Here is a 20,951-nt window from a genome sequence, read left to right as displayed (position 1 = left end):
CATGAATATTGCTGTGAATGTCGCGCCCACCCAGCGGCGCTTGTCCAATGGCCTCTACGTCTGCATCTTCCCTGAATCCCATTTTCATCATACCTTCGTTTCGTGTTCCGTTTCTTATGGATCGATTCATGATGCTGCACTGCCAGGGCGGGCTCATTTTCTGGAGCACATGATGTTCTACAATCCGGATGAGCAACCTGTAAAACCAATGTTTCATGCTCTTGGGGCTTCAACGTCCGCATTGACTCGTTATGATGTAACGACATATCAGATGGCCTGCACAGGCCAGTTTAGGCCAAGTATGGAACTGTTTATCCGGACGCTGGCAACGCCTTATTTTACCCCGGTACATATTGAGAAGGAACGAGCGGCCATCTATCAGGAACTGTCCATGTATGAAGATCAGGCATCCTGGCGAGCCTTGCAGCAGCTGACTCAGATGATGTATGGCAATAACCACCCTATAACATCGGATGTTGCTGGCACACCTGACAGTCTGTATCAATTGACACCGGATGTGCTGAATACTGCCTACAACAATTATTATTCCACAGGAAACATGGCGGTAGCTGTGGCAGGTCCGGTTGAATCGGAGGCCGTTATCGAAATACTGGAGCAATATCCGGTTCGGGAGTACGGGACGGCTTCTCTACATGGTGCGCTTCCGTGGGATCGGAGGGGGGAGGAGTCCGGAGAACGTTATCTGGAACTTGAATTCGGGTTGCCTCTGTCTCTTGTGAGGTTTGGATTTCGGGCCGAGAGTGGAATGGAGTTAAAGGATCAGGTCGCCTGCATGATTGGGATCGAAGCGCTTCTGGGTGAAACTTCCGATTTTTATGCGGAGTGCATCAAATCGGGTCTGCTCGGCAAAGGAGCAGCCTGGGACCATTATTATCGCCAGGAATTTGCATTTTCGAACGCTTGCGGTTATTCAACAGACCCGGCTTCATTGCGTACCCTTATTGAGGAGCGGTGTGATCGTATTCAGGAGAGAGGCGTAACCCTGAACAATCTGGAGGTTGCACGATTGAAATGGCTAAGTCGGTATTATACCGATATGGACTCGTTAAAACAGCGATGTATGCATGTATCGGAGCATAAAGTGATTGGACTGGACTATATGCAGATCGGTACGTATGTATCGGAATTGACAGAAGAAGAGATTATAAGCGGTTTGAGAAAAGTGGCAGCGTCTGCTCATTTGCGAATGGTTGTTTTACGCTAACTGTAAAGTGGGCAGATGAAGATAATTCAAGATAATTAGATGATTTTTGGTGTCACGGAGGACATCATTTTCGTCTCAACGTAGGAGTATGAAGTCGCAGGAGGGACAGGCTCATGCTGGATGGCGGAAAAACGGAGATCCATCTCTGGAAGCAAGCTCTTCCCATAAGCGAGGATCAGGTGCAGTCAGCTGTGACCATCGCTCAAGCTACACTTGCTCCAGAGGAACAGCAGCGGATGTCCAGAATCGGGAAATCCTCCTTGCTAGAGGCTCATTGCTGGATGACATCGAGACTTTTCCTGCGAAGTGTGCTGGCACAATACATGCAGCTGCAAGCATGCGATATTCAATTCAATTATGGTATCTCTGGAAAGCCGTATGTTCAGGGTGGTCCCCGGTTCAGTCTATCGCATACGAAGGGTCTGTGTGTTCTGGCAGCTACGTCCAGTAGTGCCGAGCTTGGCGTAGACGTTGAATGGATGCGTCCACTGCTGCGTCAGCAAGCCATCATCAACCGATTTTTGACCGTGGAGGAGCAGGGTTATATTCTAAATGGTGTGCAGAAAGGGCAAGAGCGTTCCCGTCTGTTGTGGGAGATGCTTACACGCAAGGAGGCCTGGATCAAAGCCTCCGGTCAAGCCCTGTGCGGACAATGGAGAATGTTAAATACGGTGGATGAACATTCTGCTGAGATGAATCTGGTTGAACGCGAGGGACGATCTTATATGCTTCGGGAGCTGGATGTGGGAAGCGGGTATATTGCCGCGCTATGTTTGGAAGGAAAAGTACAAGCCTCCATCCGATGGATGTCATGTATTTAAATCTGAATAGGAAATAGCTTACATATCTATTGTGTAAACAATGGATGTACATATAATATGGATAAATATACCCTTAATTTACCACTGTTTGATACTTCGTTCATACTCAAGGAGGTTTGTCATGATTCAGTTTCCCAAACCGGATGTGGAACAGTATTTCCAGACGTATCGGATTTCCCATTTTGCCGTATCGGCCGACGAGAAACGTTTGTTTTTTGACAGCAATCTGAATGGCCAGCCCAATATCTGGGCGATGGATCTGCCGGGTGGCTACCCGTATCCTTTGACGTATTTGAATCAGAGCAGCCAGTTTATCAAGCCAGACCCGGAAGGACGTCATATTCTCACGGCGTTTGATCGGGACGGGGATGAGAATTACCATCTGTATGCACTTCAACCGGAAGGCGGGGTCCCATTTCCTGTTGTTCCGGCAGAGCCCAATGATCGTTGTTATTTCTCCCATCTGTCCGAGGATGGACAGCGTCTTTACTATATGACAAGTAGGGATAACCCGAACTATCTCAATTCACGCCGAATTAACCTGGAAACGGGAGAGGATGAGCTTCTGCATCAGGGGGAAGAGGTGACAAGCAATCTGGTTGCTGTGAGTTCGGATGAACAAGCCTATGTGATCTTGAATGTATACTCCAATACCTACCAGACAGCATACGTGTACCGGAACGGTGAGTCAGAATCCATTATTCCGGTCTCCGAACGGCAGAGTCAGGTTCCGTATGTCCTGTTTGCAGACAATAATCAGCTTCTCATGATTACAAATGATAACGAACCGTACTCCTATGTGGCTGAATACCAGCTTGACACTCATGAATTTCGTCCTCTGTGCAAAGTGGAGGGAGAAGACGTGGAAATCATCCGTTGGCATAAGGGTTCAGAGACATTATACTTCTGGACGTTTACAGGTCCCGAGAATCGAATGTACGCGCTGGACAAAGGTTCCGAGCAGCCTCGGCGTGTGGACATGCCGCTGGATACCGTAGAACATGTGACGGTTACCAAGGCTGGCAACGTGTATATATCGGGGCGCGGAGCTGTCCAGCCGCATAATATCTATCGGCTGATGGCAGGTAGTGAGTCATGGGAGCCGTTGACTGCCAATCGGGTAACGGGACTTCATCCGAGCGATCTCGTCTACCCGGATGTTATTCGATATAACTCCTATGACGGACTGGAGATCGAAGCGCTTTTTTTCAAGGCAAAGCCGGAGCAGGCTAATGGTTACACGGTATTTTGGCCGCATGGGGGGCCACAGGCATCAGAAGCGAAGTTCTTCCGTCCGATGTTCCAGTTAATGCTGGCTCAGGGGTATCATATTTTTGCTCCAAACTTCCGGGGAAGCACTGGATATGGCGCCGAATTTGTAAAGATGGTTGAGAGGGATTGGGGCGAAGGTCCAAGGCTGGACTGTGTTGCCGGTATAAACTGGCTGTTTGACGAGGGTATCTCGTCACCGGATCGCTTGTTCGTGGTGGGGGGCAGTTACGGTGGGTATATGACCTTGCTGCTGGCAGGACGTCACCCGGAATTATTCCGCGCTGCGGTCGATATTTTTGGGCCAAGTAACCTGTTCACATTCCTGGAATCTGTGCCGGAAGACTGGAAACCGATGATGGACAACTGGCTGGGTGATCCGGTCCGTGACCACGAACGCTTAACGAAGGATTCACCGATTACGTATCTGGACCATATGGTGAACCCGATGCTGGTCATTCAAGGAGCCAATGATCCAAGGGTCGTGAAGGCGGAATCCGATCAGATCGTGGCCGCGTTGCAGGGGAAAGGGGTAGACGTGGAATACATCGTTCTGGATGATGAAGGGCATGGCTTCTCCAGAAAAACGAATGAGATTCTCGTTTATCGGCGGATGCTGGAGTTTTTGCAGAAACATCAGGAAGTGCCGGTTGCACAAGCGTAATTCATATGGTCGTATCACCGATTTAAATATATGATGGTTTGAGAAAACCGCCAGGAGAGCGTGTGTCTCATCGTTCTGGCGGTTTTTTGGTATGCTAATCCAGCAAAGCAATAACCGAATTCATGTACTGCTCCGCCCAATGCGCAAAAGGCATATCCGCTGCCCAGGTCACTCGGCCTGTTGCTTTGCATTCACCCCATAACAAAATACGCTGATAGAGCAGATGCACCCTAAGACGGGTGGCAAAGTGCTGGTATCGCTCCGTATCTGCTGCGCAGACCACGTCCCGGTAACCGTGAAGGAATCGTCTGGCTAGTTCGGGTTGGCCTTCGCGTACATACATGGCTGTCATTTTGGTTAAGTCAGCTGTACCGTCTCCAAAATAGGCCGTCGTAAAATCAAACAGACCACTAATTTGCCATCCCGAAGCAAGGCTACCATTCTTCTGAATTAAAAAATTCTCGACCTTAAAATCCCCCATCACAAATCCGGGAACAGGCATGGATTGGAATGCAGATTCAGCGTTTTTTAACTGCTCGTCCACCCACTGTATATCTTCATCTGTTATCACAGAGTACTTTGCAGCATCCTGCAGCCAGTGATGAATTGTCCCATACAACCAGTCCGGATATTTGCCCGCAAAGGGAACGATCTGCTTTGCTACAGGATCATACTCTCCCGCGTCAGGGACCTTCCAACGGTGCAGTTCTGCTAAGGAGTGGGCAAGCATCGTAGCGATGTTCTCCTGATCCTCCTGTGAAAGTGAAGCCTGTAATGACGGATCTTGCAGGTGCATTCCAGGTAATCGGGGCATGATGGCATAGCTCCAGCCCAATATGTCGGTATCTTCATGCAATAAATATGGATCAGGTACAGGAATGTTGGTGTGAGTTCTCAGCTGTTCTACGAAAAACTGCTCTTCCTGAAGTTGTCCCGCATATAATGGGTTGCCTTTCAGAATATATTCTCCCTCTGAAGAGAGAATAAGAAGTGTCTGACCCATCACACCTTCATCGGTTCGCTTATAATCCATAAGTGTTCCCAGATTGAAATCATGAAGCGCCTTTTGCAAGGATGCTCGCTCAATCTCACCAAGTTTATTGGAGCCAAAATATATACGGGTTGTCATAAGCCCCTCCTGCGATCTCAGTCTTCATCCTCTTCGTCAGACAGATCAAACGTATCGGCATCAACCAATCCGCGAATAAAAGCTTCAAAATTAGGCGCCAGATATGTAATCTCATAATCGTCTTCCTGATCCACATGAACCACAGCTGGCTCGCCTTCAGGACCACAGAATCGATAATCCAGCATCACCACATCGTGTCCGGCAGATGGACAATCACAGATCACAACACCAAGATCAGGGTATCCCCAATCTTCAATCATGAAACGACTTCCAAATTCTCCACCCAGTGTATTGGACTTGTCCCGCGCAATGCCCATAATCCCCGTAATGGCGATATGGTCTTCGGCCCATGAAGTGGCTTCTTTGCTTGGGAAAACGGTGTGTGCAGGGATTCCACCGTTCTGTGTGTTCATTAACTGGATATAGGAGGCAGGTAATTTGTAGCCTAGCTCCTGTTCAATGGTTTGAATCAACTCTTCGTCAAAAGGTGAAGATACATAACTTTCCAACGCATATTCACTCTTTTCCCAGAATGAAACCGGATCGTAGGGCCCGGAAGCGGCTCTAAGGTTGTTTAGCCTGCCGCTGTGCTCCAATTCCAACAATATCTCTTGATGGCGTTGTCGATCCTGTTGCATTTTTTCAGCTTTGGGCCGTGTCCATTCGAGAAATTCGATAGTCGATTCGTCATGGGGCAAGAGCTCGTTTGCCATCTCAAAAGCTTTGAGTGCCTGCTCATACATGGCCATATGATAATAAGCGTAACCCAACCGGTACTGCCAGAGAGGGTCACTTGCTCCCTGCCCATTGACGGATAGTAATTGTTGGACAGCCTCACGGTAACGTCCTTCATTGTTATACGCTCTGGAAAGTTGTCCAATTAGCTCATAATCCCGCTCCGGTTCAGGGATATGTTGAATACGTTCAATAATGAGAGCGAACTGGTCCTGTTCATGCCATTTGTTTAGTTGTTCCAGCAGTTCTCTTTCCATCACTATGCCTCATTTCAATAGGGGAATGTGAACCTGTTTCCATTATATCTTACAAGCTTGCAGGATGGATGGGTATCCTTTCCAGTCGTATATAAAAACACTCCCACAAGCAGAAAGCCATCAAGACGTTCCAACAGGGGGAGTGTTGTGTATTTGTTTTAGGTTGCGGTCGCTGGATCGATCAACTTACAGATCGTCAAATCCGTTATCGTCGCCGACTTTGCCGTAGTTACGGGATTTGGCTTCGAAGAAGTCTGTTTTCGTAGCATTCAGCGCTTCGTCGGAGAAAGGTTTAATCCAAGGCATGCAGTTCACATCCACGCCTTCGTATGCTTTTTCCATACCCATCAGACGCAAACGTTTGTTAGCGATGTACTTGATGTAGTCTTCCAACTCGTTCAGGTCAATTCCGCGTACGTTGCTGAGTGTGTAGTGTGCCCAGTTGGTTTCAAGTTCAACGGCACGGTTGATCGTTTTGTACACATAGTCCATGTTCTCTGGTGTGTTCAGTTCAGGGAAGTCTACCAGCAGCTGTTTGTACACTTCAGCGAAGAAGTAGCAGTGTTGGTTCTCGTCGCGCTGAATATAAGAGATCATTTGGCTGGTTGCCATCATCTTCTGGTCACGGGCCAGGTTGTAGAAGAAGGCAAATGTACTATAGAAGAAGATACCTTCAAGTACCAGATCGGCTACCATGGCCTGGAAGAACGTCTGTGGAGACGGGTTATCCCGGAAGGTTTGGTAAATGTCGGCGATGAACCGGTTACGGTCAAGCAGCACCGGATCATGTTTCCAGTATTCAAAGATCTCCTTTTGCTCCCGATCGGACACGATGGAGGACAGAACGTAAGAGTACGATTGGTTGTGTACAACTTCCTGTTGTCCAATGATTGCCGAGATTGCTTCCAGTGAGGAATCCGTGAAATAACGTTTCACGTCACCTACAAACATCGTTTGCATGGAGTCCAATACAGCGAGCAGGGAGATGTTGACTTTGAATGTACGCTGTTCTTCCGGATCCAATTGGGCAAATTGGGAAGCATCCTTGGACATTGGGATTTCATCCGCGATCCAGTGGTTGAGCAGCAGTACTTTGTACAGTTTGTACATATGAGGCATACGAATATCGTTCCAGTTCAGAATGCCTGAGCATTCCCCTTCAATGATACGGGTAGACTGGTTGGGCGCTTCGGTATTGAAAATTTTCTGCAATTGCATAATCCGTTCACTCCTTGAATGAATTTACACTGTTATATTATTTCAACTTATATATTAGGGGCTGTAATGTGGCATCTATATCAACATCTCATGATGTTGTGATCGTGATTTGGGCAAAAAAGTACCAGGGCAACGCCATTTTGCATTCAAAACAGGATGCCCTGGTAGTCATCGTAGATCTAGTGAGCTTTCAGCATTACGATAAAACTTAGCTTGCGCAAGAATCGCATTCTTCAATAGTCAATGCCCGACTGCGGACATAATAAGTTGATTTAATGCCGGCTCTCCAGGCGTGCAGATGCAGTTCCAGGAATTCCGTTGCTTTGATATCTGGACGAACATACAAGTTGAAACTTTGTCCCTGATCGACGTGGCGCTGACGGGCAGCAGCCATATTGATGGAAGCATGTTGATCCACCATGAACGCTGTTTTGTAATACCAGATCGTTTTTTCGGACAGGTCAGGTGCCGGGTTGGCAATCTTGTATGTCGTTTTCTCTTCATAGGACAACAGTTCATAAAGCGGATCAATGCTGGCTGTTGAACCGGCAATGATGGACGTTGAACCATTTGGTGCAATGGCGAACAACCAGGCGTTACGTACCCCGTTTTGCTGTACTTGGGCTTGCAGTTCTTTCCATTGTTCAGTTGTAACGAATTCGCCGACGCGCTCACCTGTCGTGTAATCCCGTTGGTCGAAGTATTTGCCTGTTTGCCAATCGGAACCTTGGAATTTCGGATAATGTCCTTTTTCCTTGGACAGCTCCATGCTGGCTTTCACGAGCAGATAGTTAATTTTTTCATACAGATTATCGTTATATGTGACTGCTTCTTCGGATTCCCAACGAATGCCTTCGAGAGCAAGCAGGTGATGAAGTCCGAATGTTCCCAGACCAACCGCACGATATTGACTGTTGGTGTATTGGGCTTGCAGGACTTCAATGTTGTTGATGTCGATTACGTTGTCCAGCATACGAACCTGAATCGGTACCAGACGCTCCAATACATCATGAGGCACAGCACGTGCCAAGTGAATGGAGTTCAGGTTGCAGACTACGAAATCGCCCGGAACTTTGGAAATCACGATGCGGGTTTGTCCATCTTTGGTTACGAGCTCTTCCTTTTCAACTACAGTTGCAGATTGGTTCTGCATGATTTCGGTACAAAGGTTGGAAGAGTACACCATGCCGTGTGCACTGTTCGGGTTCGAACGGTTAACGGTATCACGGTAGAACATGTAAGGCGTACCGGTTTCCAGTTGGGATTTCATAACACGTTTCATGATGTCAATCGCTTGTACCGTGATCCGGGACAACAGCGGGTGGTTGACTGCTTCCTCATATTTCTCACGGAATGCGCCTTCGCCTACGGACTCATCATAGAAATCTTCCAGTCCGAGTGGACGACCGTTCTCGTCTTTCCAGCCCATTACTTTTTTCGTTTCATGCGGGCAGAACAGGCTCCATTCGCCGCGGCTGGCTACTCGCTCCATGAACAGGTCGGGCAGGCAGATGCCGTGGAATACGTCATGCGCACGCATCCGCTCGTCACCATTGTTCAGCTTCAGATCGAGGAAGGCCAGGATGTCTTTGTGGAAAACGTCCAGATAAACGGCAATTGCACCTTTACGTGTTCCGAGCTGGTCTACGCTTACCGCAGTGTTGTTCAGTTGGCGAATCCAAGGGATTACGCCAGAACTTGTGTTTTTGTGACCCCGGATGTCCGAACCACGAGCTCTGACTTTACCGAGATAAACGCCGATGCCGCCGCCCATTTTGCTGAGACGTGCTACATCTGTGTTGGAATCGAAGATGCCCTCAAGGGAATCATCCACGGTATCAATGAAGCAACTGGAGAGTTGTCCAGCCACTTTTTTGCCCGCGTTGGACATCGTAGGTGTAGCTGCTGTCATGTACATGTTGCTCATTGCCCAGTAAGCTTCCTTAACGAGATCCATACGTCTCTCAGCAGGCTCCTGATGCATCAGGTACATGGCGATAACCATGTAACGCTCTTGAGGCAACTCCATGACTTTTCCGTCAAAATCGTGAGCAAGGTAACGTTCTGCCAGTGTGAGCAAGCCGATGTAGTCGAACAACAGATCGTTTTGGTAATCGATGCATTCAGCAAGTTCGTCGATCTGCTCTTTGGTGTAACATTCCAGCAGTTCTTCGCGGTAGATACCTTTCTTCACAAGATCCACAAGAAGCGGGTGGAAAGCGCCGTAAGGCTCTTCCGGGTAAGATTTGTATCTGCGGTTGGTTGCCGCTTTCTTGTAAAGGGAAGTGAGCAGGGAGCGTGCCGCTGCAAATTTCCAGTTAGGCTCTTCCTTTGTTACCAGTTCCAGTGCGCTCATCATAAAAGCGTTACTGATCTCGTCTCCGGTAACTTCGTCACGACGGAGCTTGCTGTTTACCCCGCGTACCAGACGTTCCTTGTCCAGCATGTCCAGTCCTTCCAGAATACGATCTGCATATACCGAGATGCGCATATCATCAAAGGCAAGCTGGCGGTTGTTCGGCTTGGTCACAACTTGTGGCATGAATATTCCTCGCTTTCGCATGTTTAAGAGATAAATTGGAGAAATTCTTTATATAAAGAATTGAGTGTCTTCTTACGGTGAGATAAAGATATAAGCTGCATTTTGCGGACTGAACGGCGGTGATAGCGAGTCTTGACTTATCTTGCACATAGGAGCAGCACGCAGAACATGGTCACATAAAAAGCATTCCCCTTGCCTATTGGCTGAAAATGCCCATGGATGCCCTGAGTTCCTTGCTGTCTTTAAATAATCAAAAAAAGACAGAAAAGGGTGCTTATGTAATCTTTTGTCTATAGCAGACACGCCTGTAACTAGAGGATACCGGTGCAGTCCAAATAGCCCCGTTAACCTCCGAGTCAAGTCTGTTTCGAGAAAGCGATTTACACCTACAGGGACGTGCCTTTGGAGGTGATTCCATCCTGTTTTTCGCGAGATTTCAGAAGATGACTAATAGAAGTGGGGTAATTCAATTTTACTACATTTTGTTGCTGTTATCCTACTGTAACCCAACATATAGTGTTTGTAAACAGGGTTAACACGGTGAAACGTAATTCCGAGTATACCATTTAAGCCAAGATTCCGCAAAGGAAAAGGACTGGAAGATTTGAAGATTTATCAAAAAAAAATTTTGGTCAAATCAGATGACGTCATCACGTCAGTTTGAATTATGGCTCCTTCAACTGGTAGAATAAAAACAGGCAAAAATCGACTAAAAATGAGCGGCACCGGTAACTTGCGGGGCCCAAGGAGGCGGAGCGAAATGGCAATAGCAGAGGTAACCGTAATTCCGATTGGCACCGGGACAACCAGCTTGAGCAGTTATGTGGCGGATATGCAGAAAGTATTGGAAAAGCAGCGGGGCATTACATATCAGTTGACCTCCATGAGTACCATTATCGAAGGCCCGCTCAATGAAGTATTTACAGCAATTGCGGCTCTGCATGAAGCTCCGTTTCTATCGGGAGCCCAGCGTGTCTCCACATCCGTCAAGATCGACGATCGTCGAGACAAACCGGATGCGTCCAGTGTGCAGAAGCTACAATCTGTTCAGGAGAAACTGGCATCCCGTCAGGCGCGGCCGAACTGACGGAAGTCTTTATCAGTAATCTAAGAGAAGTTTTCTTATGTATATTGCTGCAAGCCCCTGTCTGGGGATTGCAGCTTTTTATGTTATATTTTTTGAAGGAGATACTGGTGTTACAACCTTAAAAAGATAAATCGTATTCTGATATCTGAATGTAAACTCATAAAAGCTTCGCAGGATACCTCCATACGAAGCTGTATGATTTCAGGATACTATAAGATCAAACCAGCTTTTTTAAGGCCAGCTCTGTTTAATACCAGGGATCCTTGTAGTTTTTGATACGAACCGTATTTCCAGATGGATCAGTTACAACTTTCTCCTCATCCTCTTTAAGACCATTTGAATTAACACTGAGGATTGTTTTTAATTCGCCATCAGTCTGACCTATATGCGACAAAAAAACGTGATGCGGGAACGACTTCGCAGCGAGGAAGAGTACACACTTTCGGTTCGGCGCATGATCGAGCCCGAAAGTGTGTTTGGACAAATCAAAAACAACCGGAGATTCCGAAGATTCCTGCTTCGCGGCTTGCCAAAAGTAGGCCTGGAGGTAGGGTGGCTTTGCCTTGCCCAATCTGCTTAAAAAAGCCGCAATGACGGAAAAACGTAAAGGGACAAAGCAGGATAAACCTCTGCTTCGTCCCTATTGAACGTATGGGTGTTATTTCTCTTCACCAATATGCTTTTTAAGGGCTTTTGAGATAGCCCCTTTATGGATTATTGAGAAGGCTATTCTGCAGTTACCAGTGCTGCTCCAATGAGTGTAGCATTGGTATAGCCACCTCCAACATTCTCAAATGAGAAGTTGGCGATCGGAGCACCGATTACGGTAGCATAGTCTCCCTCAAGCAGATCGCCTGTGGAGGATGGATAGATGGCGAGTACATTGTTTCCGTTCTCATCCATGATATGAACGATAGCAGCTGTGGAGCCATCAGAAGTATCTTCTTCAACCTCAATAACTTCACCGCTAATTTGTATAAAATGTTCATAGTAATTCGTAACATTTTTATTCAAATGTTTGGTTGTCACTTTGGTATCCACCAAACTTTTAAGCTTTTTGCGAACTTCAGCTGTACTGGCTGGGAATAAATCGTCGTGCGCTGTGAAAAAGTCATAAGAAACTTGTTCCATGATCGCTGTATCATTAGTCATGATCGGGGTTAATTCATTGAAATAATCAGCCGCAGTTACTACTGTCCCCTGGTTTAAAGAAGCTGTATTCGCTTTAGTCTGTTCAATGGGAGAGGAAATCACCAATGAATTCAAAATTTCATTGACTTGCTCTTTTCCTTTTTGTTCATAATAGTTCTTGGAGTAGGTTAATGTCAGACTATAAAGCTCAGCATTGGATGGAATCAGGTATTGAATCATGACAACCTCTCCTCCAGATGGATGGTTATATGTTCCTTCCAGAACACCTGCATTGTAATCTTTGAAAGGTTTTTTGGTGTAACGGGTCTTCTTATACTCTGGAACACCAATACTTTGCCCATTTTGTTCATAGTAGTCCACGGTTGCATTGGCTATTGCTTCGGGGTTAGTTTCACCACTCGGATTAGCATCAATAAGAAAATTAACGTTATCGGTAAATTGGGTTGCTTCCTGGTTAGAAAAAGCAGCTTTGAGTGCTGGCACGTTCAACTGGCTTGTATCTACGCTTTTCCAGTGATCCGGATATGAAAATGAGAAACCTTCTCCACTATATGTAGTGTATTTAGTAGCTTTAGCCTCGGCAGAGCCTATTTCGGTCGTGCTTGTTTTCTCTGAAGTTTGTGTGTCTGCTGTTTTTGTTGTTTCTGAATTACCGCAAGCACTAAGCAATGCTGTTAATGCCAAAATCGTAATAAGCTTTTTCATGATATCTAATTGCTCCTAATGTGTTCCCCATCGGATGGGATTTTTTTCTAAGGTCATCGTGTGTGGTCAACGATTCAGATCTGAACTGCTCATGATAAAGTTGAAAAATTGCCTGGTTTCGTTCTTAAGTTGATCAGGCGCATTAAAAAATTCCCTTAGAAAGACTCCGTGTAAAGGATGATCCAGGTAAAAAGACATTTGCTCATTTAAATTCTTAATTGGATTAGAGGTTAGACCGATAAGATAATCGGCACTCGTCCCCAGAACGTTCACCAAACGACATAAAGCATCTGGATCAGGTTTCCTATGATTGGTTTCATACCGGGACAATTGAACTATTGTAAGGTTCGTTTTTTCAGACAATTCCTTCTGAGAAAGACCCTTCAGTTCCCTTAAATGTTTAATGCGTTCACCTAGAGTTGGCATAAACACTCCTTTCTACTTGAATAGTAAAATAATATCATCCCTACATAAATGAGAATACATAATTACCGAAAAGGTAATAAATGTGCTGATAAAAAGTTAATTCTATAAAATATACCATTACGGTAATGTTCAAGGATGTAAATAAACAACATCTTGATAGAAAACTATGATTAATAAGTATATGCGTACTCCTAAAGAACCATGGATGGTTATATGTGTAATATTGAAGCTATTTAGACACCTTGACGCTGGTACCTTACATCAACGAACAGGGCGGCCAGATACGAATTCACGATGGGAATAAAAATTCGAATGGAACCTTCAGCATCAAGATCCATAATATAATTTTGGGCTGTCGGGAGATATCGAACCTACATATTCTTTTGCTGCGATTCCCATATCGCCGGGTCAACAAAATCATGTGCGGACAGCGAGGCTTCCAGCCAAAGTGCTGCGAGCGGGGCATATTCTTCCGGAACGGCTGTACAGATATTCTAATTCATTACATACATCCCCTTTGTTTATTTTAACGTTCACAAGCGTGCTGAACTTCTGCAATACTGCACTTCTATGTTAGCAGGACGCCATAACCTCATTAACGCAAAATGAAAGGTAAAGTTTCACTGCTGTAGGGAAGGTGTCCTTTAAAGGACAGCCGCCCAAATTTAACCAGAGCCCGATCTAGTGTGTGATTTTTGCATATAGTGAACTGTACCTCAAATAAAAGGAGGGTTTTGCATGAGTGGAGTTGTAGGTGGATACGGCGGCGCATGGACATCGACTGGTGCCATTTTGGTTCTCTTCATTTTGTTGGTTATCATTTCCAAAGCATTCCTCATCTAATAGACTCTTAACACCTAAACCATTGGTAAAGGAGGAATCTCCATGAGCGAAGTAGTTGGAGGCGCAGGATACGGCGGCTGGACATCAACTGGTGCCATCTTGGTCCTGTTCATTCTTCTCGTTATCATCACTAAATCTTTCTGGGTATAATATGTTTGAACTCCGCCGGTTAACCGGTGGGGTTTTTTTTGGTTTGAGGACAAGCCTACAGGAATAGTGAAAACGCCTATTTTGTCAAAGTAGGGCCATAGCCCGGTCCAGAGGTAGGCATAATACATAGCTTAGGGGTGTAGGCAAATGTTAAGGAGGAATGAACAATGAGCGAAGTTAAACCGAATTCACCGAACGGACAGGGACACGTATACGGATACGTGGGAGGTTATGAGCACATGCATGGATACACAGGTCATGAAATGCATGGGTACGGGTATGGATGTGGAACAATGCCAATGGGATATGGTTACGGGTATGCTCATTATCCCAATCATGCTCCAATGCTGCACGGTTATCACCAAGGTTGTGGAACTTCTTATGGACACGGCGGGGGAAGCTGGGGATCGATGGGTACAATTCTTGTACTGTTCATCCTGCTGGTTATTATCTCCAAAACAATGTTTATCTAAATTGTCCAACAGCAACTATATCAGGGAGTTGATCCATACAACTCCGATGAAAGGCGCCGAGATTGTATCGGTGCCTTTTGGCTGTCTGGACACGATTTATTAAAAATGGACATGGAAAAACACCCGGAACCCAATTCCGGGTGCTTTGTGTATGTTTTCAATCTTCTCAAGAATAAGTGATATCCAAAACAACAAAAGCCCTACCTCTCTTTTGTCCTTGCGGCTCCGATGACCGCGCCAGTGTGAATGGGAACATCTTGTGAAACTCTGTAATACCGGGTTATTGTGATTCAGGTTCTTCAATCTTCATAGGTTAGTGTGCATATTCGCTGCGGTCGCAGCATGAAGAAAATATTCCGGGGTTTAAAGAAGACAGAAAATCATATGAGGTTGTTTAAATACCAACTCTTATACTATACCACAGGTTGTAATTTTTTGCAATAAAAAGGAAGGTCAAAGCTTTTTTTGAAAACAATTGCGAAAACATTTCAGATTTTTTTCTTCAATAAGGTAATCCTCTTCAAATGATTCTGCGTAGGTTATAATAAGAGGGATGACACGGAAAGGGGCCCTCGCATGACTGAATCTATAGAGGACAGCAGGTTGATGCGGCAGATTGCGGAACGAGATGCTTCCGCTCTCGAGCTTTTATATGACCGCTATGAGCGAGCGGTGTATTCTTTTGCTTATCGGATCGTTGGTGATCCAATGACAGCAGAAGAGACTGTCCAGGAATTATTCCTGCGCGTCTGGAACAATGCTGAACGATATGAGGCCTCACAGGGGAAGCTGACCACGTGGATGTTCGCCATTACGCGCAACATTGCAGTGGACATGCTGAGGCGAAAATCCAAAAGCGCAGCTACGACCTCAGTGGAGAACGAAACACTGGCGGCATATGCCGATGAACATACAAATACAGAAGAAGAAATAGAGCGTAAATGGGAAGGTGTCCGAATCAAGGAGGCCTTGTCCCAGTTGAATGGTGACCAGCAACAGGTCATTGAATCAATCTATTATGCAGGCTTAACGCAACAGGAAGTATCCAGCAGATTCGGGATTCCGCTGGGTACGGTAAAGAGCCGTGTCAGGCTTGCGATGCGACAGCTTCAGAAGCTGCTCGCCGATGCTGAAATGCATCCGGACGCGGGAAGGGAGGGCATACATCCATGATAGAAAGACATGAGGAATGGTCTGATCTGGCACCGGTGTATGTGCTGGGAGGACTCGACGCGGAGGAAGTGGCAGCATTTGAAGCACATTTGGCCCATTGCGAGTCTTGTCGCCAGGAGGTGAGGGAATTGCAGGAAGTAACAGGCTTCCTGCCACTCGCGGCGGAACCTGTTGCACCGCCGCCTGGCATGCGAGCACGTGTGCTGGGCAACGTGCTCGGACACGCGCAGGAGAGCGCCGGAACGAAGCCGGCGGCTGCTCCTGCGCAACCTGAAGCACCCGTGGTGCTTCAGGCGGATCTTGCGCCGCAGCATGAAGCGGCGCAGCCCGGGCAGGGCTTGCCGCCGGAGACGGCGGTGCCTGCAGCCCGGGCAGAAGAGGCTGCACAGGCACAGCCGTGGCAGCCTCAAGGGCGCGCGCGTGCGCGCAGCAGCCGCGCCTGGCGCATAGCGAGCGCAGCCCTTGCGGCAGCGGCGCTTGTGCTCGGCATCTACGCCGGGCAGCTGCAAGGCCAGGTCGATTCGCTGAAGCAGCAAGCAGCTGGCTCATCAGCGGTGCAAGAGCAGCTTGCTCAGGCGCAGGCACAGAATGCGCAGCTGCAAGAGCAGCTTGCTTCATCCCTGCAGCCTGCTCAGGGAATGCAAACAGGCGAAGCTGTCAAGCTTAGTCCTGCGACACAGGACATTGTGGCCCAAGGACTGGCTACCATTGTCATTGACAGCAAAGGCACTCACCTGGTCGTACAGGCGGAAAACTTGCCTACTCTGAAAGGAAACGAGGCGTTCCAGGTTTGGTTGATAAAGGGCGATACCCCTCAGAATGCAGGGACCTTCCTGAGCCATAATGGAACGGGAGCAGTATACTATACGTTAGACTCTGCCAACGATTACGACACGGTCGCGATCACACTTGAACCGGATGCGATGGGTGATGAGCCGCGTGGTACAATGATTTTGGCTGCCAAGATTAAAGGATAAGAAATGTCTTGTCATAATAGGCTGTTCCCTGCGGGGGACAGTCTTTTTTGCATGGTTGTACGCGTACATATAAGTTAGATGAGCGATTCGTAGTTAATTCCAAGGAAGGTTTCCCATCCGTTAAATGAATTAATTTTTTCAGTGCGAGTAACCGATAACAAATAGGAGGCTGTACCCTTAATTCTCCCTCTGTCATCAATGGGGGGAACTGGTTTACAGCTAGAGAGTGAGGGGTTGGGGTGGAAGTATACCGTTCATTTATCTTTCGTCTGATGCGAAATTATCTTATCGGTTCAATGGCAGCTGTTTTTGTGGTAGGTACAGTGGTTATGGTGTCTACCTTGCAAATACCAAACATTCAATTTGTACGCCTCATTATCATTGTGTTGATTTCAGTATTGTTTATGCTTGTTGCTGAACTGATTACCCTATGGGCTCAACTAGGCCCCATTCGGCAATTCTTTGCCGCCGAGCATCATGAAAAGGCCGAATTGACAAAGATGTATGAGAGCATTCACCGGTATCCGGGACAAACGATCTATCGTATATTGGGTCCGCACATGCTTGGATTCTCCCTGCCTGCTGCCGGATTGACGATATGGATGATTTCTACAGGATGGCTGGAATTTCCATATGGATACGTCGCAGTTGCAGCTGCGTGTGCCTTATTGATCGCTGTGATGCATGCCCTGATTGAATATTTTCTGACCGTTCGGACCGTAAGACCGCTGCTGCTGGAAGTTCGCCGCAGAGGCAAAGAACAGCATGGCATGGAGCCCTCTCTCGGAGGACGTGTGCTGGTTTCCATTCAGCGTAAATTTCAGCTGAGTACGGCCCTGATCGGTTTGTTTCCATTATTTCTATTCTTCCTGGCTACATCGATCCGTCTTCAGTATATGGATAGTGAGTTTGCGAAAGAGTATATTCTGTGGGCAGTTCTTATCGTCGTACTAGGCGGGGGGTTCGCCCTTGTGGGAAGTTGGCTGCTGATTCGGGATGTTCGCGGTCCGGTTGCGGAGCTGACGGAGGAGATGAACCGAATTCAAGAGGGAGACCTGGGCAGAAGAACCCCTGATCTGTACGCGGATGAATTTTCTGCGCTCATCTCCGGATTCAATATGATGATTAACCGGCTTGAGATGAGACAGGAACGCAATCAGCAGTTGCTGCAAAGTTATTTTTCCACCCTGGCGGCTGCATTGGACGCACGGGACAAATATACGGCCGGTCATTCCATGCGGGTGGCAGAGTATTCCATTATGATTGGCAAGCTGAGTGGCATGAATGAAGAACAAGCCGATCTGTTATACAAATCAGCGCTGCTGCATGATATTGGGAAAATCGGCATACCCGACGAAGTGTTATTGAAAGATGGAAAACTCACCGATGAGGAATTCGCCATCATTCGCACACATCCCGTCCTTGGAGAGAGTATTTTGTTACAGATTGAACCGATTGATGCGATGGCAGATTTCCTGCCGGGTGTAAGGTCTCATCATGAAAGATATGATGGCAAAGGATATCCTGATGGTATAGCGGGCCAAGAGATTCCGCTGTTTGGCCGTATCATTGCCGTGGCTGATGCCTTTGATGCTATGACGTCTGATCGTCCTTACCGAAATGGAATGAGTCATGAGAAAGCGCTATCTATTTTGGAAGAAGGAAAAGGGACCCAGTGGGATCCCTATTTTGCAAGCTTGTTTATTGATGAGTGGAGACGGCAAGAGCATCTCCAGAAATCGTCGGAGCGAGGGGTCAGCTGATCCCCTCTGTCCACTTCGATTCTTTTCTGCGACGACGGTGCAGCGAGAGCCCGGTGATAATTGTGAAAACGCATTCACCGAGTACGACCGCACCCATGGCGTCATAGATTACATGTTGTTTAATCATTAAGGTGGACAATATAATCAGTGCTGCCCCGGCAGCAACTAACACCTTAACCTGTTTGCGAATGCTCTGAACGGAGAGAACAGCACGCATAACCAGATAAGAATGAAGGGCATGAATACTTGGAAAACAATTATATGGACGGTCCTGGCCGTAGAGCCATCCGAGAAGAGATGCACCGAGACCTGTACCTGTTAACTCAGGACGCGGCACCATGGTCTGGAAATTAAAATAGATCAAGTAACAGATCCAGACACAGATGTTCATGGATAACAGGACGCGATAATAAGTGAGCCGATCCTTGGCGCATAAATAAGCCAGCACGCCGAAGACAAACGGATACCAACCCAGATAGGGTATGGCCATGGATGGTACATAAGGGATGATCCGGTCTAACGGGGAATTAAGCACAGAGAAACCACGTTCCGGACTATTCAGAATATCATAGAACATCCCCATGACAGCCAAGGAAAGCATCAAGCTTAACGACAGCCAGTAGGATTTACTTTTTAACACGTGCACAGCACCGTTTCTCCTTTCATCCAGGTTCGCAAGGAACTGGATCACAGCGTTTAAAAATTGAACAACAATATATTCTACTACGTTCAGCGCACAAATTGAATCCTGATTTGTGTATTTTTGTGCATTTTTCGACGACGACGGAATGTCGAAGGTTGAATGGGCATGATATGATAGAGATGTATACGGACTAAAGGTTCTCTGTCAATGAATACACGACAACAGGAGTGAGTGAATGCAATTTTCAAAAATGTTCGTATTAAATATGGGGATGCTTATTACCATTGCTTACCTTGCTAGTGTGTTCTATAAATACATCGTAATACGCGCTTCATCACGAGTAAAACAGATCAGTTCGTTGTTTGTGCTTATTTTTGCAGGCTGGATCAGCACCGTATTTGGATTTCAACTGAATGATGAAGTGGTCTTCGATCTTCGTTTTGTTCCTTTAATTGTTGCCGTTTTGACATATAGACAACCCTATAGCGTTATTTTTGTGGGGGTTGGGATTGGGCTGACCCGGTTAACTTTTGGTATTAATGATGCTACGGTGGCTGCACTAATTAATATGTCGATTCTGGGCGTGGTGTGTGCAGGGTTGAATATTTGGATGAGACGCAGTGACTACAGGCTGATCGTTAAAGGTGTCATCGTCACTTTGATCGTAAATCTGGTCAATAGTTTAAACATTGCTATTTTTGGCGTTATCCCAGCTACATATTTTTTCTCGCATATTATGCCGTATACCCTTCCTGTTGGTATTGTACTTAGTCTTATTTTTGCTTTTATTTTACGAGATTTCCAGAATGAACAGAATCGGATTTTACTCATCCAGAGTACCAATCGTTTATTGTCTGTGCAAAAAGAAGAATTGCAGAAAGCTCAGATTGTGCTGGAAGACCGTGCCAAGCAGTTGATGATTGCTTCGCAGTACAAATCGGAATTTCTGGCGAATATGTCGCATGAACTGCGAACACCCCTGAACAGTGTCATTAACTTTGCCCAGATGATCAGTGAGAACGGTGATACGATGGAGCAAGAGGATATCGTACGTTTTGCCACAATGATTGAGCATTCTGGTCAGGAGTTGCTTACGTTAATTAATGACATTCTCGATCTGTCCAAAGTGGAAGCGGGCAGACTGGATATCGTCTTGGAGGATATCAGTGTTGCACAACTCACGGAAGATGCTATGAATCACTTTCAGTTGATTGCCGAGAAAAAGGGAGTCCAGCTGCAACTGGACAAGAAGCCAGGACTACCGGAGACCCTCTGGTCTGATCCCCAACGAGTTCAGCAGATTTTACGTAATCTTATGTCCAATGCCATCAAGTTTACCCATCAGGGGAAGGTCACACTGACCGTGAGCACCAAGCAAATGAAGAAGTCAGGCATTCTGAGTCAATGGATTGTTTTCTCGGTGCAAGATACGGGAATTGGCATTGCTGAAGATAAACATCAATCCATTTTCGAAGCATTTCAACAGGCTGACGGGTCCATTAGCCGCAAATTTGGGGGAACAGGACTCGGCCTGTCTATCAGTCGGGATTTGGCAAGATTGCTAGACGGGTCGATCGAACTTGAAAGCGCTGAGGGCAAGGGAAGTACCTTCTATCTCTATCTCCCACTGAACCGTGAAAAAATGAGTTGACAACCCTCACGCTGTGAGTAGAATTTGGGGTGACAACTAGCATCGACC

Annotated in this window: 18 protein-coding genes and 1 pseudogene; 12 read left to right on the top strand and 7 right to left on the bottom strand. The window is 46.7% G+C overall.

The genetic code is table 11. From position 1 onward, the window contains the following. The first annotated feature begins 1 nt into the window (after position 1). The 3 genes from ACFVQB_RS24195 to ACFVQB_RS24185 all read left to right on the top strand — a co-directional run bounded on the left by ACFVQB_RS24195 (position 2) and on the right by ACFVQB_RS24185 (position 3,979). Entirely contained in the window at positions 2-1,225 is a 1,224-nt protein-coding gene (locus ACFVQB_RS24195) for a M16 family metallopeptidase (protein ID WP_379445181.1), read from the top strand. 113 nt (positions 1,226-1,338) lie between these two features. Then, positions 1,339-2,046, top strand: coding sequence for a 4'-phosphopantetheinyl transferase family protein (locus tag ACFVQB_RS24190; protein ID WP_379445178.1), 708 nt, complete (start codon positions 1,339-1,341; stop codon positions 2,044-2,046). A 121-nt stretch (positions 2,047-2,167) separates the two neighbouring features. After that, positions 2,168-3,979: a S9 family peptidase gene (locus tag ACFVQB_RS24185; RefSeq protein ID WP_379445175.1), complete on the top strand. Its 1,812-nt coding sequence runs from the start codon at positions 2,168-2,170 to the stop codon at positions 3,977-3,979. A 94-nt stretch (positions 3,980-4,073) separates the two neighbouring features. Here ACFVQB_RS24185 and ACFVQB_RS24180 read toward each other — a convergent pair whose 3' ends face one another. The 4 genes from ACFVQB_RS24180 to ACFVQB_RS24165 form a co-directional block, all read right to left on the bottom strand. Then, entirely contained in the window at positions 4,074-5,108 is a 1,035-nt protein-coding gene (locus tag ACFVQB_RS24180) for a phosphotransferase family protein (protein WP_379445171.1), read from the bottom strand. A 17-nt stretch (positions 5,109-5,125) separates the two neighbouring features. Beyond that, the gene (locus tag ACFVQB_RS24175; protein ID WP_379445166.1) at positions 5,126-6,100 is read right to left on the bottom strand and encodes an SMI1/KNR4 family protein; all 975 of its coding nucleotides are present in this window, start codon (positions 6,098-6,100) and stop codon (positions 5,126-5,128) included. A 186-nt stretch (positions 6,101-6,286) separates the two neighbouring features. Next, on the bottom strand, positions 6,287-7,318 hold the full coding sequence (locus ACFVQB_RS24170) for a ribonucleotide-diphosphate reductase subunit beta (RefSeq protein WP_024632189.1): 1,032 nt from the start codon (positions 7,316-7,318) through the stop codon (positions 6,287-6,289). A 208-nt stretch (positions 7,319-7,526) separates the two neighbouring features. Next, entirely contained in the window at positions 7,527-9,860 is a 2,334-nt protein-coding gene (locus ACFVQB_RS24165; RefSeq protein ID WP_379445159.1) for a ribonucleoside-diphosphate reductase subunit alpha, read from the bottom strand. Positions 9,861-10,620: 760 nt separating this feature from the next. On the opposite strand from ACFVQB_RS24165, the gene ACFVQB_RS24160 reads away from it, so the two are divergent. Continuing rightward, positions 10,621-10,947: an MTH1187 family thiamine-binding protein gene (locus tag ACFVQB_RS24160; protein ID WP_379445156.1), complete on the top strand. Its 327-nt coding sequence runs from the start codon at positions 10,621-10,623 to the stop codon at positions 10,945-10,947. Positions 10,948-11,317: 370 nt separating this feature from the next. Then, a pseudogene (locus ACFVQB_RS24155) lies at positions 11,318-11,594 on the top strand (transposase); the annotation flags it as partial. Positions 11,595-11,673: 79 nt separating this feature from the next. Here the strand turns inward: ACFVQB_RS24155 and ACFVQB_RS24150 are convergent. Both ACFVQB_RS24150 and ACFVQB_RS24145 read right to left on the bottom strand, forming a co-directional pair. Continuing rightward, the gene (locus ACFVQB_RS24150; RefSeq protein WP_379445148.1) at positions 11,674-12,804 is read right to left on the bottom strand and encodes a hypothetical protein; all 1,131 of its coding nucleotides are present in this window, start codon (positions 12,802-12,804) and stop codon (positions 11,674-11,676) included. A 66-nt stretch (positions 12,805-12,870) separates the two neighbouring features. Next, a complete protein-coding gene (locus ACFVQB_RS24145; protein WP_379445144.1) occupies positions 12,871-13,230 on the bottom strand; it encodes a helix-turn-helix domain-containing protein in 360 nt (119 codons plus the stop codon). A 738-nt stretch (positions 13,231-13,968) separates the two neighbouring features. Between ACFVQB_RS24145 and ACFVQB_RS24140 the strand changes: the two genes are divergently transcribed. The 6 genes from ACFVQB_RS24140 to ACFVQB_RS24115 all read left to right on the top strand — a co-directional run bounded on the left by ACFVQB_RS24140 (position 13,969) and on the right by ACFVQB_RS24115 (position 18,609). Then, positions 13,969-14,073 carry a hypothetical protein gene (locus ACFVQB_RS24140; protein ID WP_017690880.1) on the top strand — a complete coding sequence of 35 codons (105 nt, stop codon included), beginning with the start codon at positions 13,969-13,971 and terminating at the stop codon, positions 14,071-14,073. Positions 14,074-14,115: 42 nt separating this feature from the next. Beyond that, on the top strand, positions 14,116-14,223 hold the full coding sequence (locus tag ACFVQB_RS24135) for a YjcZ family sporulation protein (protein ID WP_221825910.1): 108 nt from the start codon (positions 14,116-14,118) through the stop codon (positions 14,221-14,223). 167 nt (positions 14,224-14,390) lie between these two features. Beyond that, positions 14,391-14,696, top strand: a complete 306-nt coding sequence (locus ACFVQB_RS34570) for a hypothetical protein (protein ID WP_483874958.1) — start codon at positions 14,391-14,393, stop codon at positions 14,694-14,696. A gap of 576 nt (positions 14,697-15,272) precedes the next feature. After that, complete coding sequence (locus tag ACFVQB_RS24125; RefSeq protein ID WP_090904187.1) at positions 15,273-15,869, top strand: RNA polymerase sigma factor; 597 nt, start codon at positions 15,273-15,275, stop codon at positions 15,867-15,869. Then, positions 15,866-16,846 carry an anti-sigma factor domain-containing protein gene (locus ACFVQB_RS24120; protein ID WP_379445134.1) on the top strand — a complete coding sequence of 327 codons (981 nt, stop codon included), beginning with the start codon at positions 15,866-15,868 and terminating at the stop codon, positions 16,844-16,846. The genes ACFVQB_RS24125 and ACFVQB_RS24120 overlap by 4 nt, the downstream gene beginning before the upstream one ends. A 239-nt stretch (positions 16,847-17,085) precedes the next feature. Then, a complete protein-coding gene (locus tag ACFVQB_RS24115; protein ID WP_379445129.1) occupies positions 17,086-18,609 on the top strand; it encodes an HD domain-containing phosphohydrolase in 1,524 nt (507 codons plus the stop codon). Here ACFVQB_RS24115 and ACFVQB_RS24110 read toward each other — a convergent pair. Next, positions 18,602-19,255 (bottom strand): phosphatase PAP2 family protein, encoded by a 654-nt coding sequence (locus ACFVQB_RS24110; RefSeq protein WP_379445125.1) that lies wholly within the window; start codon positions 19,253-19,255, stop codon positions 18,602-18,604. The two genes, ACFVQB_RS24115 and ACFVQB_RS24110, sit on opposite strands and share 8 nt — an antisense overlap. A 232-nt stretch (positions 19,256-19,487) precedes the next feature. Here ACFVQB_RS24110 and ACFVQB_RS24105 point away from each other — a divergent pair, with 232 nt between their 5' ends. Further along, on the top strand, positions 19,488-20,903 hold the full coding sequence (locus ACFVQB_RS24105; RefSeq protein ID WP_379445121.1) for an ATP-binding protein: 1,416 nt from the start codon (positions 19,488-19,490) through the stop codon (positions 20,901-20,903). Positions 20,904-20,951: the final 48 nt, after the last annotated feature.

The organism is Paenibacillus sp. NPDC057886 (assembly GCF_042796655.1).
In the GTDB taxonomy this organism is placed as follows: Bacteria; Bacillota; Bacilli; order Paenibacillales; family Paenibacillaceae; genus Paenibacillus.
Note: the sequence above shows the minus strand (reverse complement) of the source record. Positions and strands in the feature narration are given on the sequence as shown.

What these genes read in the sequence shown, in the direction of transcription:
- ACFVQB_RS24165 (WP_379445159.1), bottom strand. Translation starts at nt 9,860, where the DNA reads ATGCCACAAGTTGTGACCAAGCCGAACAACCGCCAGCTTGCCTTTGAT.
- ACFVQB_RS24120 (WP_379445134.1), top strand. Translation starts at nt 15,866, where the DNA reads ATGATAGAAAGACATGAGGAATGGTCTGATCTGGCACCGGTGTATGTG.
- ACFVQB_RS24125 (WP_090904187.1), top strand. Translation starts at nt 15,273, where the DNA reads ATGACTGAATCTATAGAGGACAGCAGGTTGATGCGGCAGATTGCGGAA.
- ACFVQB_RS24105 (WP_379445121.1), top strand. Translation starts at nt 19,488, where the DNA reads ATGCAATTTTCAAAAATGTTCGTATTAAATATGGGGATGCTTATTACC.
- ACFVQB_RS24180 (WP_379445171.1), bottom strand. Translation starts at nt 5,108, where the DNA reads ATGACAACCCGTATATATTTTGGCTCCAATAAACTTGGTGAGATTGAG.
- ACFVQB_RS24145 (WP_379445144.1), bottom strand. Translation starts at nt 13,230, where the DNA reads ATGCCAACTCTAGGTGAACGCATTAAACATTTAAGGGAACTGAAGGGT.
- ACFVQB_RS24170 (WP_024632189.1), bottom strand. Translation starts at nt 7,318, where the DNA reads ATGCAATTGCAGAAAATTTTCAATACCGAAGCGCCCAACCAGTCTACC.
- ACFVQB_RS34570 (WP_483874958.1), top strand. Translation starts at nt 14,391, where the DNA reads ATGAGCGAAGTTAAACCGAATTCACCGAACGGACAGGGACACGTATAC.
- ACFVQB_RS24190 (WP_379445178.1), top strand. Translation starts at nt 1,339, where the DNA reads ATGCTGGATGGCGGAAAAACGGAGATCCATCTCTGGAAGCAAGCTCTT.
- ACFVQB_RS24160 (WP_379445156.1), top strand. Translation starts at nt 10,621, where the DNA reads ATGGCAATAGCAGAGGTAACCGTAATTCCGATTGGCACCGGGACAACC.
- ACFVQB_RS24150 (WP_379445148.1), bottom strand. Translation starts at nt 12,804, where the DNA reads ATGAAAAAGCTTATTACGATTTTGGCATTAACAGCATTGCTTAGTGCT.
- ACFVQB_RS24175 (WP_379445166.1), bottom strand. Translation starts at nt 6,100, where the DNA reads ATGGAAAGAGAACTGCTGGAACAACTAAACAAATGGCATGAACAGGAC.
- ACFVQB_RS24185 (WP_379445175.1), top strand. Translation starts at nt 2,168, where the DNA reads ATGATTCAGTTTCCCAAACCGGATGTGGAACAGTATTTCCAGACGTAT.
- ACFVQB_RS24195 (WP_379445181.1), top strand. Translation starts at nt 2, where the DNA reads ATGAATATTGCTGTGAATGTCGCGCCCACCCAGCGGCGCTTGTCCAAT.
- ACFVQB_RS24135 (WP_221825910.1), top strand. Translation starts at nt 14,116, where the DNA reads ATGAGCGAAGTAGTTGGAGGCGCAGGATACGGCGGCTGGACATCAACT.
- ACFVQB_RS24140 (WP_017690880.1), top strand. Translation starts at nt 13,969, where the DNA reads ATGAGTGGAGTTGTAGGTGGATACGGCGGCGCATGGACATCGACTGGT.